A 15,706-nucleotide genomic window follows, 5' to 3' on the forward strand; every position below is an offset into this window, starting at 1 on the left:
CCCTTCACTGCCCGGCGCCCACCTCGAAGAGCAGGTAGACGAAGGCCGCGAACACGTGCCCGACGGCGATGTAGATGATCAGCCGTACCCACAGGGCTCGCGGGAACTTCTCCTCCATGTCGGTCATGGCATCTCTCCAGGGGTGGGGCCCAGGCACAGGGTGGCCGTGGGGCTCTGCAACAGGGTGTGGACGAACAGCAGCTCGGTCCCGTCGGGGTCCTGGGCCGCGATGCGGTGCGGGGTGAGCGAGTCGAAGTGCGCGCTGTCGCCGGGGCCGAGGTGGTGCGTCGTGTCCCCGAGGCGGAGCCGGAGCCGGCCGCGCAGCACGTACAGCCACTCCTCGCCGGGATGCACGCGCACGATGTCGCCCTGTGAGCCGTACGGCACCTGCACACGCAGTGCCTGCATGCCGCGTCCGGCGGCACCGGCCTGCCAGTAGGTCCAGCCGCCCGCGGCGGTCGGTTCCATGTCGGCGGCGCGCACCACGGCGTCCCGCTCGGCGACCGTCTCACCGAGCAGTTCGGAGACCGTCGTACCGTAGATACGGGCGAGCGCGAGCAGCATCGGCAGCGAGGGCTGGCGCTGCCCGGTCTCCAGCCGGGACAGGTGGGCGGGCGACAGCCCGGCGGCCCGGGCCGCCGCCTCCAGGGTGAGGGAGGCGCGGCGCCGCAGCGCACGGAGCTGCGGCGCGACGACGGGCAGGACGTCGGCCGGCTCTGATTCCGGAGAGCTCATGCTCTCCATTCAGCCGGACGCTTGCCTCCGGGGCAAATTTCTTGCCTCAGAGGCAAACCGCGGCGGCTAGCGGTTGGCCACCGCCTGCTTGACCAGCGTCTTGCCGAAGTCCCACATCAGCCCGCCCCCGCTGTGGGCGTCATCCATGATCTCGGTGAACGCCTCGACGAACCGGTCCACGTCCCGCTCCCCCACGGTCAGCGGCGGGATCAGCTTGATCACCTCCAGGTGGTCGCCGGAGACCTGCGTCAGAATCCGGTGCCGCTGGAGCAGCGGTACGACGACCATCTGGGCGAACAGGCCCTTGCGCGCGGCCTGGAGCATCGTCCACCGGCTGCGCAGCCCGAGCGACCTGGGCCGCCCGAACTCGATGCCCACCATGAGTCCCCGGCCGCGGACGTCGGCGAGCAGCTCATACTTGTCGACGAGCGCGGCGAGCCGGGACCTGAGGTGGTCACCGGTCACCCGGGCGTTGGCGACGATCTGCTCGTTCTCCATCACGGACAGGACCGCCAGGCCCGCCGCCATGGCCTGCGCGTTGGACCCGAAGCTCGCCGAGTGGACCAGGACGCGGTCGATCGACGAGTAGACCTTCTTGAAGATCCAGTCCTTGCCGAGCGTGGCGCCCACGGGCACATAACCCCCGGACAGCGCCTTCGCCACGCACACCAGGTCGGGCTCGACGCCGTCCTCGTGCTGGTAGGCGTAGAAGTCGCCGGTGCGCCCGAGCCCGGTCTGCACCTCGTCCGCGATCAGCAGGGCCTTGTGCCGGTGCAGCAGCTCCTGGGCGGCGCGCAGATAGCCGGGCGGGCTCTCGTGGACGCCCTTGCCCTGGATCGGCTCGACGATCAGGGCGGCGACATCACCCTTCTTCAACTCCCTTGCCAGGGCGTCGAGATCACCGAGGGGGACGGCCGTGTCGGGCAGCAGCGGGGCGAAGCCGTCGCGGAAGCCGTCCTCGCCGTTGACCGACAGGGAGCCCGTGGTGAGGCCGTGGAAGGCGTGCTCGCAATAGAGAACGCGGGGCTTGCCGGTGGCGCGGCGGGCGAACTTCAGCGCGGTCTCCACCGCCTCGGTGCCGCTGTTGCCGAAGAACACCCGGTCCAGATGCGGGCTGTACGTGAGCAGCTTCTCCGCCAGCAGCCCGGGCAGCGGCTGGCAGTCGAAGCGGGTGAGGTCGGCGAGCTGGGCGTCGAGGACGTCGTGCAGCGCCTTGCGGACGACGGGGTGATGGCGGCCCAGGCCCATCACCCCGAACCCGGCGAGCATGTCCAGGTAGTCGTTGCCGTCGGCGTCCCAGAAGTGGGCGCCCTCGGCGCGCTCGTAGACCTTGTCGAAGCCGATGGTGTGCAGCATGCGCGGGAGCTGGTGGTTCAGGTACTTGGTGTGCAGCTCGTAGCGCTCGGCTCCGCGCTCGGCGAGGAGTCTGCCGAGGTCGAACTCGGTGGTCATTCGGGTTTCTCCTTGAGTGAGCCGTCGGGCTGCTCCATGTCGGCCAGAGCACCCTCGGCCTCCTTGACGGTGAGGCTCGCGCTGATCCGTCCGGCGACCTCGACCGGGGTGAGACCGATGTCGGCGAGCACCTCGCCCCGCTTGGCGTGTGCGAGGAACTGCTCCGGAATCCCGAACCGCCGTACCGGTACGTCGACTTCGGCGTCCCCGAGCGCGAGCGCGACCGCGGCACCGACCCCGCCCGCACGGCTGTTGTCCTCGACCACCGCGACCAGCCGGTGCGCGGCGGCGAGGACGGGCAGCGCGGGGTCGACGGGCTTGACCCAACGGGGGTCCACGACCGTGCAGTTGATGCCCCGCGCCGCCAGCAGCTCGGCCGCCTGGAGACACACGGGTGCCATGACACCGACCGCGACGAGCAGCACCTCGGGCGCCTCGGCACCGCGGTGCAGGACGTCCATGCCGCCGACATGGTCGACCGCCTCGATCGACGGCCCGACGGCCTCCTTCGGGAAGCGCACCAGCGTCGGCGCGTCGTCCACCGCGACGGCCTCCCTGAGCTGCGCCCGCAGCTGGTCGGCGTCCCGTGGCGCGGCGATCCGCAGTCCCGGCACGACCTGGAGGATCGACATGTCCCACATGCCGTTGTGGGAGGCGCCGTCGACACCCGTGACGCCGGCCCGGTCGAGCACGAAGGTCACCCCGCAGCGATGCAGGGCGACGTCCATCAGCAACTGGTCGAAGGCACGGTTCAGGAAGGTCGCGTACACGGCGACGACGGGATGCAGTCCGCCGGTCGCGAGCCCGGCCGCCGAGACGGCCGCGTGCTGCTCGGCGATGCCGACGTCCCACACCCGGTCCGGGAAGCGTTCGGCGAACTTGCCGAGCCCCACCGGGTGCAGCATGGCCGCCGTGATCGCCACGACGTCCTCCCGTTCCTCCCCGATCCTGGCGATCTCGTCGCCGAACACCGAGGTCCAGGAAGGCCCGTTGGAGGGTGCGAGGGGCTCGCAGGTGAGCGGGTCCATCACACCGACGGTGTGGAAGTGGTCCTCCTCGTGGGCGAGGGCGGGTTCGTAGCCGCGCCCCTTCTCCGTGAGGCAGTGGATGAGCACCGGCCCGTGGAAGCGCTTCGCCCGCCGCAGCGCCGACTCGACGGCCCCGATGTCGTGTCCGTCGATCGGGCCGACGTACTTCAGGCCCAGGTCCTCGAAGAGCCCCTGCGGCGCGAAGGCGTCCTTGAAGCCCTTCTTCGCGCCGTGGAGTGCCTCGTAGACGGTGGTGCCGATGACGGGGGTGCGCTGGAGGACGTTCTTTCCCCAGGCCAGCACCCGTTCGTAGCTGTCGGTCGTGCGCAGGGTGGCCAGGTGGTTGGCGAGGCCGCCGATGGTCGGCGCGTAGGACCGCTCGTTGTCGTTGACGACGATGATCAGCGGTCGGTCCTTGGCGGCCGCGATGTTGTTCAGCGCCTCCCAGGCCATACCGCCGGTGAGCGCGCCGTCGCCGATGACCGCGACGACGTGTCCCTTCTCGCCCTGCACCTGGCGGGCCTTGGCGAGTCCGTCGGCCCAGCCGAGCGCGGTGGAGGCGTGGCTGTTCTCGACGATGTCGTGCTCGGACTCCTCACGCGAGGGGTAGCCGGACAGACCGCCCTTGCCGCGCAGCTTGGAGAAATCCTGACGCCCTGTCAGGATCTTGTGCACATAGCTCTGATGGCCGGTGTCCCACACGATGCGGTCGACCGGCGACTCGAAGACCCGGTGGAGCGCGATGGAGAGTTCCACCACCCCCAGGTTGGGCCCGAGGTGGCCGCCGGTCCTGGCGACCGAGTGCACCAGGAACTCTCTGATCTCTTCGGACAGTTCACCGAGTTCCGCCTCGGACAGCGCCTTAAGGTCGCGTGGTCCCCGGATGTTCTCCAGAATCGTCACGCTCGGGCCCCCTTCGGTCCGTGCTGTTCAACTCACGGTGACGGCCGGCTCCCCCGACGCGACGCCGTCCTGCTCCATCTGTTCGGCGATCTTCATCGCCTCCTCGATGAGGGTCTCCACGATCTTCGACTCGGGGACGGTCTTGATGACCTCGCCCTTCACGAAGATCTGCCCCTTGCCGTTGCCGGAGGCGACCCCGAGGTCGGCCTCCCGCGCCTCGCCGGGACCGTTGACCACACAACCCATCACGGCTACCCGCAGGGGCACTTCCATGCCCTCCAGGCCCGCCGTGACCTCGTCGGCCAGCTTGTAGACGTCGACCTGGGCGCGCCCGCAGGACGGGCACGACACGATCTCCAGCCGGCGTTGCCGCAGCCCCAGGGACTCCAGGATCTGGATGCCGACCTTGACCTCCTCGGCGGGCGGCGCGGACAGCGACACCCGGATGGTGTCGCCGATCCCCCTGCTGAGCAGCGCCCCGAAGGCGACCGCCGACTTGATCGTCCCCTGGAAGGCGGGACCGGCCTCGGTGACGCCCAGGTGCAGCGGGTAGTCGCACTGCTCGGCGAGCAGTTGGTACGCCGCCACCATCACCACGGGGTCGTTGTGCTTCACCGAGATCTTGATGTCCCGGAACCCGTGCTCCTCGAAGAGCGACGCCTCCCACAGCGCCGACTCCACGAGCGCCTCCGGCGTCGCCCTGCCGTGCTTCTCCAGCAACCGCCGGTCCAGCGATCCGGCGTTGACCCCGATCCGGATCGGCGTGCCGTGATCGCGGGCGGCCCGCGCGATCTCCTTGACCTGGTCGTCGAACTTCTTGATGTTGCCGGGATTGACGCGTACGGCCGCACAGCCGGCCTCGATCGCCGCGAACACGTACTTGGGCTGGAAGTGGATGTCGGCGATCACCGGGATCTGCGACTTTCGGGCGATGGTGGCCAGCGCGTCCGCGTCATCCTGCGTGGGGCAGGCGACACGGACGATCTGGCAGCCGGACGCGGTGAGTTCGGCGATCTGCTGGAGCGTGGCGCCGATGTCGGACGTACGGGTCGTCGTCATCGACTGCACCGACACCGGGGCCCCGCCCCCGACCGCCACCGGCCCGACCTGGATCCGCCGCGACTGGCGTCGCTCGGCGATCGGCCGGACCGGCATCTCGGGGACGCCCAGGGAGACGGCGGTCATGACCTCACTCCCGGTTTCCGGAGACCGTCTCGCGCATCGCGCGCAGGGACTCCTTCAGCGAGCCCATGGTGGCGAGGACGGCGGTGGGCTCGTAGCCGCAGTGCGCCATGCAGTTGGCGCAGCGCGGGTCCTTGCCGCGCCCGTACTTGTCCCAGTCGGTGTCCTCGATGAGTTCGCGGTACGTGGGCACGTAGCCGTCGCTCATCAGGTAGCAGGGACGCTGCCAGCCGAACAGGGAGTAGTTCGGGATCGCCCAGGCGGTGCAGGGGAAGTCGACCTTGCCCTCCAGGAAGTCCAGGAAGAGCGGGGAATGGTTGAGCCGCCACTTGCGCCGGTTGCCGCCCGCGAAGGCCTTCTTGAACAGCTCGCGGGTCTGCTCCACGCCGAGGAAGTGCTCCTGGTCGGGTGCCTTCTCGTAGGCGTAGGCGGGCGAGATCATCATCTCGTCCACGTGCAGGTCGTCGTTGAGGAAGTTGAGCACCTCGATGATGGTCTGCGGGGTGTCGGTGTTGAAGAAGGTCGAGTTGGTGGTGACCCGGAAGCCGCGCCGCTTGGCCTCCTTGATCGCCTCCACCGCCTCGTCGAACACCCCCTCCTTCGCCACGGACTCGTCGTGCCGCTCGCGCAGCCCGTCGATGTGCACCGCGAAGGCGAAGTAGGGCGAGGGCTTGAACTTGTCCATCTTCTTGCGCAGCAGCATGGCGTTGGTGCAGAGGAAGACGTACTTCTTCTTCGCCACCAACTGCCGCACGATCTCGTCGATCTGAGGGTGCATCAGCGGCTCACCGCCGGCGATGGACACCATCGGCGCACCGGACTCGAGGACCGCCCCGACGGCCTGCGCCACCGGCATGCGCTGCTTGAGGACGCCCGCCGGATGCTGGATCTTGCCGCAGCCCTCGCACTTCAGGTTGCACGCGAAGAGGGGTTCCAGCTCCACGATGAGCGGGAACTTGTCCCGCTTGCGGAGCTTCTGTTCGGCCAAGTATGTAGCGACCTTGATGGACTGACGCAGCGGCATGGCCATCTGGCTCACCTCCTGGGGAGCAGCAAGGAACGGTGCCATTCATAGAAAGCGGGAAGGACGGAACGAAGGACGCGGAAAGCCGATATTCCACCGCGCACTGTGCCGATCCGGACGAGTTCATGTTCTGGAGCGTCCACGACCACCCGGACGGCCGCAACGGGGCGTGGGCCCGTGCGTACGGCGCTGTGGAGCGTGGCGGCGGACTCCATGTCGACGGCGATCGCGCCGGTCGCGAGCAGGTCGGACCGTTCATGGCCGCGTACGACGTGATCGGAGCCGGTGAGGGGTCCGGTGTGGACGGTGCGTCCGGGTACGGACCGCACCAGCTCCTTGACGAGTAGGTCGGTCCCCACGCACGGAACGGTTCCCGCCGGTCCCCGGGTTTCTTCGGCGACGACGAGGTCGCCCGGGTGCATGCCGGGCGCGAGCCCGGCGCAGAAGCCGGTGGCGAGCACGGCGGCCTCGGCGAACGCCGGGTCGGCCAGGGCCCGGGTGACGGCCCGCTCGGCCGCCTTGGGGCCCATGCCGGTCCGCAGCACGGTCACCGGCCCGTCGGCACCGCTCCGGTCGCCGCTGCGCAGGGCCAGCCGCTCGATGCCGAGCGCGCAGGCGATCAGCAGCGGGGCCGGGGCGGGCGGGGTGCTCATCTCATGCCTCCCCCGCCTGGGAGAACGGTTCTCCATGGACGTAGCGGCCGAGTGCCGTGAGCGGGAAGACCTGCCGGTAGAGGTGGTAGTTGATGGAGAAGTCCCACGGGAAGCCGGTACCGGTGAAGTAGGGCTCGTCCCAGGAGCCGTCGGCCCGCTGGGTGGCGGCGAGCCATTCGACGCCCCGCTCGACGGCCTTGGAGTCCTTCTCGCCGGCGGCCAGCAGGGCCATCAGCGCCCAGGCCGTCTGCGAGGCGGTGGAGGCCCCTCGGCCGCTCCACTCCCTGGCGTGCTGGTAGGAGCGCAGATCCTCGCCCCAGCCGCCGTCGTCGTTCTGGACGGTCTCCAGCCAGGTCACGGCCCGCCGGATCGCCGGGTGTGCGGCGGGGATGCCCGCGGCGACGAGGGCCGGCACCACGGACCCGGTGCCGTAGACGTAGTTGACGCCCCAGCGCCCGAACCACGAGCCGTTCGGCTCCTGTTCGGCGAGGAGCCATTCGATGCCGCGCCGGGTGCGCGGGTCGTGGGCGAGCCCCTCGACGGCGAGCATCTCCACCACATGGGCGGTGACGTCGGCGGACGGCGGGTCGATGACCTCGCCGAAGTCGCAGAACGGCAGCCGATTGGGGAAGGGGCTGGTGTTGTCGACGTCGAAGGCGCCCCATGCCCCGTTCTTGGACTGCATGCCGAGGTTCCAGCGCACCCCGCGTCCGATGGCCTTCTCCACCCGCTCCGGGTCGTGGTGCCGGACGCGGCGCAGGGCGAGGACGACCTCGGCGGTGTCGTCGATGTCGGGGTAGTTGTCGTTGTGGAACTCGAACGCCCACCCGCCCGGCGGCAGTTGGGGTCGCTTCACGGCCCAGTCGCCGGGCCGCACGATCTCCTCGCCCAGCATCCAGTCCGCCGCCTTGACGAGCGCCGGGTGGTCGGGGGCCAGCCCGGCGTCGGCGAGCGCGATGGTCGCCAGGCAGGTGTCCCACACCGGCGACTGACAGGCCTCGATCATCCGGGCCCCGTCCTCGCGCCAGATCGCGAAGCGGTCCAGGGACTCCAACCCGGCCCGCATGACCGGGTGTTCGAGGTCGTAGCCCATGAGGTGCAGGGCGATCACCGAGTACACGGCGGGCGGCTGGATGCCGCCCCAGCAGCCGTCGTTCTCCTGCCGCTCGATGATCCAGCGGGCGGCGGTGTTCATGGCCGCCCTGCGCAGTCTGCGGGGCACGACCTTGCGCACCTGGTGCAGCGCCTTGTCCAGACGTTGGAAGGCGCCGTCCCAACTGGCCGCCGGAGCCAGGGGCTTGACCGGGTTGGGGTGCGCCGGGTCGGTGTGCAGCTCGTCGAGAGCGAAGGGCGCGGGCCGTACCGGGCGCTTCGCGGAGACGATCGTCAGCGGGACGATGGTCTGCCGGGCCCAGCAGCCGAAGTCGTAGATGTTGAGCGGCACCCACGTGGGGAAGTAGATGAGCTCGGGCGGCAGTTCGGGCAGGTCCTCCCACTTCCACCAGCCGAACAGGGCGAGCCAGATCCGGGTGAAGACCCGGGCGGCGGCGATACCTCCCTGCTCGCGGATCCACGCGGACGCCTTCGCCATGTGCGGCGCGTCGGGCGCGTCCCCGGCCAGCCGCAGGGCGACGTACGCCTCGACGGTGGTGGAGAGTTCGCCGGGCCCGCCGTAGAAGGAGGCCCAGGTGCCGTCCTCGCGCTGCTCGCCGCGGATGAACAGACCGGCGGCCCGAGTGGTGGACTCGTCGCGGATGCCCAGGAACTGACGGAGCAGCAGATCCTCGGCGTCCATGGTGACGTTGGTCTCCAGGTCGCCCTTCCACCAGCCCTGGGCGTCCTGCCGCGCCAGCAGGTGATCGGTGGCGCGCTGCAGCGCGAACGCGGCGGCTTCGCGCACCCCGGCCGCCACGGGGGTGTTGATGTCGGTTTCGCTGGCCGCGGCAGCGCGGGGCGGCAGGGCCCCGGTGCTTCCGTCGGTCGTCGCTGTCATGGCTTCCCCTTCGTGCAGTGTGCAAATGGTGCTCTGCTGTGGGTCCGCCGTCGGCCGGTGCCCTGATGGTGCTTTCGGCACCGGCCGGCGACTACGCGAGGGCTATTCGACCGATAGTGATCATCTCTTTCGTACGACGACGAAGTCGGCGAGCGCCGTGAACTGCGCCCGTACCCGGTCGGGCATGTCGACGGCGTTCAGGGCCTCGATGGCGATGGTGTGCTGACGGCGTGCCTCCTGGGCCGTCCAGTCCCGGCCGCCGGCCTCCTCGATGAGGGCGGCGCGGGCCGCGAACTCCTCCTCGGAGAAGTTCTCGAAGTCGCTGCTCTTGGCGTCGGCGGCGAGGATCTCGCCGAGCCGCTCGGCGGCGGGACCGTGCGCCGCGAGGGCGGCCACGACCGGCAGGGACTTCTTGCGCTGGCGCAGGTCGCTCCAGGTCTGCTTGCCGGTGGAGACCGGGTCGCCCCAGATGCCGAGGAGGTCGTCCACGGCCTGGAAGGCGAGGCCCAGGTGGTAGCCGTACTTCTCCAGGGTGTCGGCGGTACGGTCGTCCGCGCCGCCGAGCACGGCGCCGATGGAGCTGGCGCAGGCCAGCAGGGCGCCGGTCTTGTTGCCCTCCATCTCCAGGCACTCCTCGACGCTGACGCGGTCGCGGTGCTCGTAGGAGATGTCCTGGGCCTGGCCGTCGATGAGGGCCCGGGTGGCGGTGGTCAGCCGGCGGGTGGCGCGGCCGGCCTCGACGGTGCCGAGCTCCAGCAGGACCTCGTTGGCGAGGGCGAACATGGCGTCGCCGACGAGGATGGCCTGGGCGGGGCCGTGCACCTTCCAGACGGTGTCGCGGTGCCGGCGCTGCTCGTCGCCGTCCATCAGGTCGTCGTGCAGGAGCGAGAAGTTGTGGACCAGCTCGACGGCCACGGCGCCGGGGATGCCGACCTCGGGGGCGGCGCCGGTGATCTCCGCGGAGAGCACCGCGAGCGCGGGGCGCACGGCCTTGCCGCCGTCGCCGGCCGTGGGCTTGCCGTCGGCGTCGATCCAGCCGAAGTGGTAGGCGGAAACGGTGTCCATGGGAGCGGCCAGGCGATCGATCGCCGCCCGCAGTACCGGTGTGGCCAAGGTCCGGCCGCGCTCCAGCAGCGCGGTCACGTCCACCGCCTCGGCAGCCTTCGAGGCCGGGGGAACAGTGGGCACAGTCTCTCCTCTTGTTGCGGTACCGGGGGTGCGGGGACCTGCCGCGCCATGCTGATCGAGCATCAGGCCGCCTCCTCGACGTCGAAGAGGTGGCTCGGGCGGGGCCGGCCCAGGGCGCTCAGCGCGGCGTCCGCCGCCTTCACACCGCTGCGGACCGCACTCTCCATGGTCGCGGGCCACCCCGTGGCGGTCCACGCTCCGGCCAGGTAGAGGCCGGGTGCTCTGGTACGGGCGCCGGGCCGCAGCCGTCCGACGCCGGGGGCGGGATCGAACGTCGCCGTGCGCTCCCTGGTGACGAAGAAGTCCCTCACTTCGGCACCACGGGTGCCGGGCAGCAGCCGCTCCAGCTCCGGGAGGTACCGCTCCCGGAGTACGGCGACGGGCTCGTCGATCTCGTCCTGCGCCGCCGACTGGGACAGCGCGAGGTACTGGCCCTCGCGCAGCCCGGAGGCGTCGGTGCGGTCGAAGACCCATTGGACCGGGGTGCCGAGAGCCGCGAAGAACGGTCGGTGAAGCACCTTGCGGTCGTAGACGACATGCACGTTGAGGATCGGCGCGGTGCCGATCCGCAGAAGATTTTCCGGTGCGTCCAGCGCACCCTCGGGCAGCAGGTCATGGGCCTCGCGCTGGGGTACGGCGAGGACGACCGAGTCCGCCCGCAGCGTCTCGCCGGGAACCTCGACGCGCCAAGCCCCGTTCTCGTCAGTGGAGATGGAGGTGACGCGTGTACGGACCTCGGTACGGACACCCGCGGAGTCGAGCGCCTTGCGGGCCAGCCGGTCGTGCAGTTCACCCAGCGGGACATGCGCCCATCCGATGTCGGCCGCGCCCGGGTCGGACAGCAGACCGGTCTTGAACACCATCGCGGCGAGCCCCAGTGAGGCGTCGCCCGCGACCGCGTTGAGGGTGGCGACCCCGACCAGGTCCCACAGGGCCTCGACGGCACGCGCCGACTGACCGTGCGCGGTCAGCCAGCTGCCGAAGTCCTGTGCGTCCAGGTCCGGATCGGCGAGGTCGAGGCCCTTGAGCGCGAGCGCGGCCCGCCCCACCCTGGCCCGGTCGGCGAGCGAGAGATGCGGGTACGTGGCGAGGCTGCGCCCCAGATGCAGGGGCACCGGCAGCGCGTCGCGCCGCAGCCTGCCGAGCCGTCGCCCCTCGGGCTTGTCGACGTCGAGTACGGGCACGTCGAGACGATCCTGCAGCGGCGCCAGCGCGGCCCCCTCGATCCGGTCGAGGAACCAGCGGTAGGCGGTGCAGCAGCGCAGATAGACGTGCTGTCCGTTGTCGACGGTCAGTTCGCCGCGCTGGAAGGAGAAGGCGAGCCCGCCGAGGCGGGGCCGGCCTTCGAGCAGGGTGACGCGGACACCCGCGTCGGCGAGGGCGAGCGCGGCGGTGATCCCGGCGAGCCCGCCGCCGATCACGACGGCGTCCCGCCCGGACTCATGGCCGTCGGTCATCGTGCACCCTCCCCTGCGCGGCCGCCGCGGTGCTTGAACGGTGCACGGTCGGCCGTTGCAGTCAGGGACGCCACGCCCTGCCGGAGGGTTGCCTGCCGCTTTTCCCCTGTGGCATCACCTTGGACCGTTTTGTCCATCAGGCGCGCCTCCTGACGGTCCTGCGCGTCACATGCCGTGCGTCCAGCCCGGACAGTCCCCGTACCGCGACGTACGCCTTCTCCCGCCCGGGCAGCGAGACCCGGCCGCGCAGCACGGCCTCCGGGTCGCGCTCGATGCGGTCCAGGAGGCGGCGGTAGATCCCGGCCATCGCGGCGACACAGGCGCCGCTGCGCCGGTCGAGCATGGGCAGCAGCCGGTAGCCCTCGGCGAAAAGGGCGCGGGCCCGTCGCACTTCGAAGTGCACGAGGCCCGCGAAGTCGGAGCCCTCCGGTGGTCTCGGCCCGTTGAACCCGGCCGAGCAGCCGAACTTCGCGAGATCGTCGGCGGGCAGATAGGTGCGTCCGCCCAGGGCGTCCTCACGGACGTCCCGGAGGATGTTGGTGAGCTGAAGCGCGAGCCCGAGCGTGTCGGCATACTCCGGCGCGCGCTCGACTCCGCGCGCCCCCGGTTCCGTACCGAACACCCCGAGCGAGAGGCGTCCGATGGCGCCCGCGACACAGCGGCAGTAGACCTTCAGGTCGTCCCAGGTCTCGTAGGTCTCGCCGCGGACGTCCATCAGGACGCCGTCGATCAGCTCGTCCAGGCCGCCCAGCGGGATCGGGAACGCGGTGGCGGCGTGGGCCAGGGCGACCGCGACCGGGTCGGTGTCGTCCTCGTCGACCACGCCGTCACGGACCCGGGCCAGCATCGCCCGGGTGTCCTCGAGCCTGGCGGCCTTGACGTCCGGCGGCAGGGTGCCGTCACCGATGTCGTCGACGCGGCGCGAGAAGGCGTACAACGCCGACATCGCGCGGCGCCTGGACATCGGCAGCAGCCTGATGCCGTACGCGAAGTTCCGCGCCTGCTGTCCGGTCACGGCCTCGCAGTAGCTGTAGGCGGCGAGTACCGGTGCGGACACGTGTGGTTCGGCCTCCACGGTCCGGATCACCCCTCTCCTCGCAGAGTCACGCCCACCTCACGCAGCAGCCGGAGCTTGCCGGGCTTGGGCGGGCCGGGAAGTACGTCGTATTCGGCGGCGGCGATCGCGCGGATCGCCGCCCTTCCCCCCGCCACGAACCCTGCGAGCAGCAGCTTCAACCTGCCGTGGACGCTACCCACCAGGGGGGCGCCTTCATTCAGGAGACAGCGGGCGCGTTCTGCTTCGTGGGCGACCAGTGCGCGCACCGATGCGCCCGCGGTCCTTGTGGCGAGATCCGCCTCCTGGACATGGAAACGTTTCATGTCCTCGGCCGGCAGGTAGATGCGGTCGCGGCCGAGGTCCTCGGTCACGTCCTGGAGGTGTTCGACGATCTGGAGCGCCGTGCAGATCGCGTCCGAGAGCCGGATCCGCTCCGGGGTCGAGGTGCCGGTGACGCCGAGGACCAGGCGGCCCACGGGGTTGGCCGACAGTTCGCAGTAGGCGAGCAGGTCATCGTAGGTCTCGTACCGCTTGACCAGCTGGTCCTGGCGGTTCGCGGCGATCAGGCCGAGGAAGGGCTCGGGGGGCAGCGCCCGGCGGCGGACCGTGGGCTGCAGGCGGCGCAGCAGCGGGTGGCGGGGTTCCCCGGTGAAGACCCGGTCGAGGTCGGCCTCGAAGGCGTCCAGCAGCTCCAGACGGTCCTCGGCCTTCGCGGCGGAGACACCGAGGAGGCGGGCGTCGGCGCCGCCGGGGGCGAGGTCGCCGTCACCGATGTCGTCGACGAGACGGGCGAAGCCGTAGACGGCCATGAGGTCGGCGCGCCAGGCCCGGGGCAGGAAGAAGGGGGCCACGGGGAAGTTCTCACCCGCGGCCTTGTCCAGCGTGCCGCGCTCCGGATCCGAGGCGCGTGCCGTGTCGGTGCCCGTCACCGCCGACTGCCCGGGCCGGGGACGGCACATGCGTTGAGCTGGGGAGTTTCCGTAGCCATAGCCGTCACATCTCCCGTTCTACACCGCCGACCCAATACACACTATTTCGGACACGCCGCCCGGCTTTCCGTGCGGCGGCCCTGACAGAGGGTGTCGGGCATTATCGCCCCACTTGCCGCTATTCGGGACCGGTACAGCTTACGTTGTACAGCGCGGTGTGGATCGTCGGGGTGTCCTGCGCATCACAACAACACACCGATTGACTTCAAGATTCCTGCGGGGTACCGAAGTTGACGTTTCCTTTGCAGACGCGGGGCCCCGCCGGAGCAGTTCCGGCGGGGCCCCGCGAAGCGTCATGGGCCGATACGCCGAGGCCCTGGTGGACTACTTGCCCGTGAACTTCTCGTACTCCTTGAGGACCTCGTCGGTCGGGCCGTCCATGCGCAGCTCGCCGCGCTCCAGCCACAGGACCCGGTCGCAGGTGTCACGGATCGACTTGTTGTTGTGGCTGACCAGGAACACCGTGCCGGCCTCCTTGCGCAGTTCCCTGATGCGCGCCTCCGAGCGCTTCTGGAACTTGCGGTCGCCGGTGGCCAGGGCCTCGTCGATCATCAGGACGTCGTGGTCCTTGGCGGCGGCGATGGAGAAGCGCAGCCGGGCCGCCATGCCGGAGGAGTAGGTGCGCATGGGCAGGGTGATGAAGTCGCCCTTCTCGTTGATGCCCGAGAAGTCGACGATCTCCTGGTAGCGCTCCTTGATCTGCTCCCGGGACATGCCCATGGCGAGCCCGCCCAGGATGACGTTCCGCTCGCCGGTGAGGTCGTTCATCAGGGCCGCGTTGACGCCGAGCAGCGAGGGCTGGCCGTCGGTGTAGACCTTGCCGCTCTCGGCGGGCAGCAGACCGGCGATGGCACGCAGCAGGGTGGACTTGCCGGAGCCGTTGGAACCGATCAGGCCGATGGCCTCGCCGCGGTAGGCGATGAAGGAGACCCCGCGCACGGCGTGCACCTTGCGCACACCGCGTTCCTCGCCGCGCTTGACGATGCGGCTGAGGGCGGCGGTGGCGCTGCCCTTGCCGGACTTGGCGCCGTTGACGCGGTAGACGATGTGGAGGTCGTCCGCGATGACGGTGGGACGGGGGTCCCGGGGGGCGGTCTTCTGCTCGGTCTCAGCCACGGCCGTACCTCTCTTCCGCCTTCCAGAAGTAGACGAATCCGAAGGCCCCGGCGAGTACCGCCCAGCCCAGCGCGAAGAGCCACACGTGCGGGGGCAGGTACTCGGAGCCGTAGCCGTCGATCAGCGCGAAGCGGATCAGGTCCATGTAGATGGCGGCGGGGTTCCACTGAAGGACCTCGGTGACCCAGCCCGGCAGGTCCTTGCCGGCGAGCATCGCGGGGATGCTGAACATGACACCGGACGCGTACATCCACGTACGCAGCACGAACGGCATCAGCTGGGCGAGGTCGGGGGTCTTGCTGCCCATGCGGGCGAAGGTCAGCGCGAGGCCGGTGTTGAACACGAAGTGCAGGGTCAGCGCGGGCAGGACCAGCAGCCAGGACAGACCCGGGTAGCTGCCGAACGCCACCATGATCAGGACCAGCACGATCATCGAGTACAGCAGCTGCTGGAGCTGCTGGAGCGCGAACGAGATCGGCAGGGACGCCCGCGGGAAGTGCAGCGCCCGCACCAGGCCCAGGTTTCCGGAGATCGCGCGCACGCCCGCGAGGACCGAGCTCTGGGTGAAGGTGAACACGAACACACCGGTCACCAGGAACGGCACGTAGATGTCGTGCGGGATGCCCTTCCGGGCGCCCAGCAGCAGACCGAAGATGAAGAAGTAGACCAGCGCGTTGAGCAGCGGCGTGGCCACCTGCCACAGCTGGCCGAGCTTGGCCTGGCTGTACTGGGCGGTCAGCTTCGCCCGCGAGAACGCGAGGATGAAGTGACGGCGGTCCCAGAGCTGGCGGACGTACTCGACGAGTGAGGGGCGGGCACCGCTCACGGCCAGCCCGTACTTGGCGGCGAGCTGTGCCGCCGTGAGGCCCTCGTCGGGCGACGGAGGCGCGGTCACCGCGACTCCGCCGTCATGCGTTGTCTCACTCACT

15 protein-coding genes are annotated in these 15,706 nt (G+C 70.2%); all 15 read right to left on the reverse strand.

Annotated features, from left to right (window positions below; translation table 11 throughout):
- Window positions 1-4: 4 nt before the first annotated feature.
- Window positions 5-127 (reverse strand): DUF6126 family protein, encoded by a 123-nt coding sequence (locus OG885_RS06935; RefSeq protein ID WP_097271119.1) that lies wholly within the window; start codon window positions 125-127, stop codon window positions 5-7.
- On the reverse strand, window positions 124-735 hold the full coding sequence (locus OG885_RS06940; protein WP_399953894.1) for a helix-turn-helix domain-containing protein: 612 nt from the start codon (window positions 733-735) through the stop codon (window positions 124-126). The genes OG885_RS06935 and OG885_RS06940 overlap by 4 nt, the downstream gene beginning before the upstream one ends.
- Before the next feature lie 66 nt (window positions 736-801).
- Window positions 802-2,187 (reverse strand): aspartate aminotransferase family protein, encoded by a 1,386-nt coding sequence (locus OG885_RS06945; protein WP_405727644.1) that lies wholly within the window; start codon window positions 2,185-2,187, stop codon window positions 802-804.
- A complete protein-coding gene (gene dxs / locus OG885_RS06950) occupies window positions 2,184-4,118 on the reverse strand; it encodes a 1-deoxy-D-xylulose-5-phosphate synthase (RefSeq protein WP_405727647.1) in 1,935 nt (644 codons plus the stop codon). The genes OG885_RS06945 and dxs overlap by 4 nt, the downstream gene beginning before the upstream one ends.
- A 27-nt stretch (window positions 4,119-4,145) precedes the next feature.
- Window positions 4,146-5,303 (reverse strand): flavodoxin-dependent (E)-4-hydroxy-3-methylbut-2-enyl-diphosphate synthase, encoded by a 1,158-nt coding sequence (ispG, locus tag OG885_RS06955; protein ID WP_405727650.1) that lies wholly within the window; start codon window positions 5,301-5,303, stop codon window positions 4,146-4,148.
- A gap of 4 nt (window positions 5,304-5,307) precedes the next feature.
- Entirely contained in the window at window positions 5,308-6,330 is a 1,023-nt protein-coding gene (hpnH, locus tag OG885_RS06960; protein WP_405727653.1) for an adenosyl-hopene transferase HpnH, read from the reverse strand.
- Between the two features lie 5 nt (window positions 6,331-6,335).
- Window positions 6,336-6,977 carry a 1-hydroxy-2-methyl-2-butenyl 4-diphosphate reductase gene (locus OG885_RS06965; RefSeq protein ID WP_405727656.1) on the reverse strand — a complete coding sequence of 214 codons (642 nt, stop codon included), beginning with the start codon at window positions 6,975-6,977 and terminating at the stop codon, window positions 6,336-6,338.
- Between the two features lies 1 nt (window position 6,978).
- Window positions 6,979-8,970 carry a squalene--hopene cyclase gene (shc, locus tag OG885_RS06970; protein WP_405727659.1) on the reverse strand — a complete coding sequence of 664 codons (1,992 nt, stop codon included), beginning with the start codon at window positions 8,968-8,970 and terminating at the stop codon, window positions 6,979-6,981.
- A gap of 120 nt (window positions 8,971-9,090) precedes the next feature.
- Window positions 9,091-10,158: a polyprenyl synthetase family protein gene (locus tag OG885_RS06975; RefSeq protein ID WP_405727662.1), complete on the reverse strand. Its 1,068-nt coding sequence runs from the start codon at window positions 10,156-10,158 to the stop codon at window positions 9,091-9,093.
- 62 nt (window positions 10,159-10,220) lie between these two features.
- Window positions 10,221-11,615, reverse strand: coding sequence for a hydroxysqualene dehydroxylase HpnE (gene hpnE, locus OG885_RS06980; RefSeq protein WP_405727665.1), 1,395 nt, complete (start codon window positions 11,613-11,615; stop codon window positions 10,221-10,223).
- The gene (locus tag OG885_RS06985) at window positions 11,612-11,752 is read right to left on the reverse strand and encodes a DUF6380 family protein (RefSeq protein WP_405727668.1); all 141 of its coding nucleotides are present in this window, start codon (window positions 11,750-11,752) and stop codon (window positions 11,612-11,614) included. Before OG885_RS06985 ends, hpnE begins: the two co-directional genes overlap by 4 nt.
- Window positions 11,752-12,702: a presqualene diphosphate synthase HpnD gene (gene hpnD, locus OG885_RS06990; RefSeq protein WP_405727671.1), complete on the reverse strand. Its 951-nt coding sequence runs from the start codon at window positions 12,700-12,702 to the stop codon at window positions 11,752-11,754. Before hpnD ends, OG885_RS06985 begins: the two co-directional genes overlap by 1 nt.
- Complete coding sequence (gene hpnC / locus OG885_RS06995; RefSeq protein WP_405727674.1) at window positions 12,699-13,601, reverse strand: squalene synthase HpnC; 903 nt, start codon at window positions 13,599-13,601, stop codon at window positions 12,699-12,701. Before hpnC ends, hpnD begins: the two co-directional genes overlap by 4 nt.
- A gap of 384 nt (window positions 13,602-13,985) precedes the next feature.
- Window positions 13,986-14,777, reverse strand: a complete 792-nt coding sequence (locus OG885_RS07000; RefSeq protein ID WP_405727677.1) for an ABC transporter ATP-binding protein — start codon at window positions 14,775-14,777, stop codon at window positions 13,986-13,988.
- Window positions 14,770-15,705 (reverse strand): ABC transporter permease, encoded by a 936-nt coding sequence (locus OG885_RS07005; RefSeq protein WP_399953866.1) that lies wholly within the window; start codon window positions 15,703-15,705, stop codon window positions 14,770-14,772. The genes OG885_RS07000 and OG885_RS07005 overlap by 8 nt, the downstream gene beginning before the upstream one ends.
- Window position 15,706: the final 1 nt, after the last annotated feature.

The organism is Streptomyces sp. NBC_00028 (genome assembly GCF_045041065.1).
Classification (GTDB): Bacteria; Actinomycetota; Actinomycetes; order Streptomycetales; family Streptomycetaceae; genus Streptomyces.

Excerpts from the sequence above, each read along its gene's own strand:
- ispG (WP_405727650.1), bottom strand. The coding sequence starts at position 5,303 with ATGACCGCCGTCTCCCTGGGCGTCCCCGAGATGCCGGTCCGGCCGATC.
- OG885_RS06965 (WP_405727656.1), bottom strand. The coding sequence starts at position 6,977 with ATGAGCACCCCGCCCGCCCCGGCCCCGCTGCTGATCGCCTGCGCGCTC.
- OG885_RS06945 (WP_405727644.1), bottom strand. The coding sequence starts at position 2,187 with ATGACCACCGAGTTCGACCTCGGCAGACTCCTCGCCGAGCGCGGAGCC.
- OG885_RS06940 (WP_399953894.1), bottom strand. The coding sequence starts at position 735 with ATGAGCTCTCCGGAATCAGAGCCGGCCGACGTCCTGCCCGTCGTCGCG.
- hpnH (WP_405727653.1), bottom strand. The coding sequence starts at position 6,330 with ATGGCCATGCCGCTGCGTCAGTCCATCAAGGTCGCTACATACTTGGCC.
- OG885_RS06985 (WP_405727668.1), bottom strand. The coding sequence starts at position 11,752 with ATGGACAAAACGGTCCAAGGTGATGCCACAGGGGAAAAGCGGCAGGCA.
- hpnE (WP_405727665.1), bottom strand. The coding sequence starts at position 11,615 with ATGACCGACGGCCATGAGTCCGGGCGGGACGCCGTCGTGATCGGCGGC.
- OG885_RS06935 (WP_097271119.1), bottom strand. The coding sequence starts at position 127 with ATGACCGACATGGAGGAGAAGTTCCCGCGAGCCCTGTGGGTACGGCTG.
- shc (WP_405727659.1), bottom strand. The coding sequence starts at position 8,970 with ATGACAGCGACGACCGACGGAAGCACCGGGGCCCTGCCGCCCCGCGCT.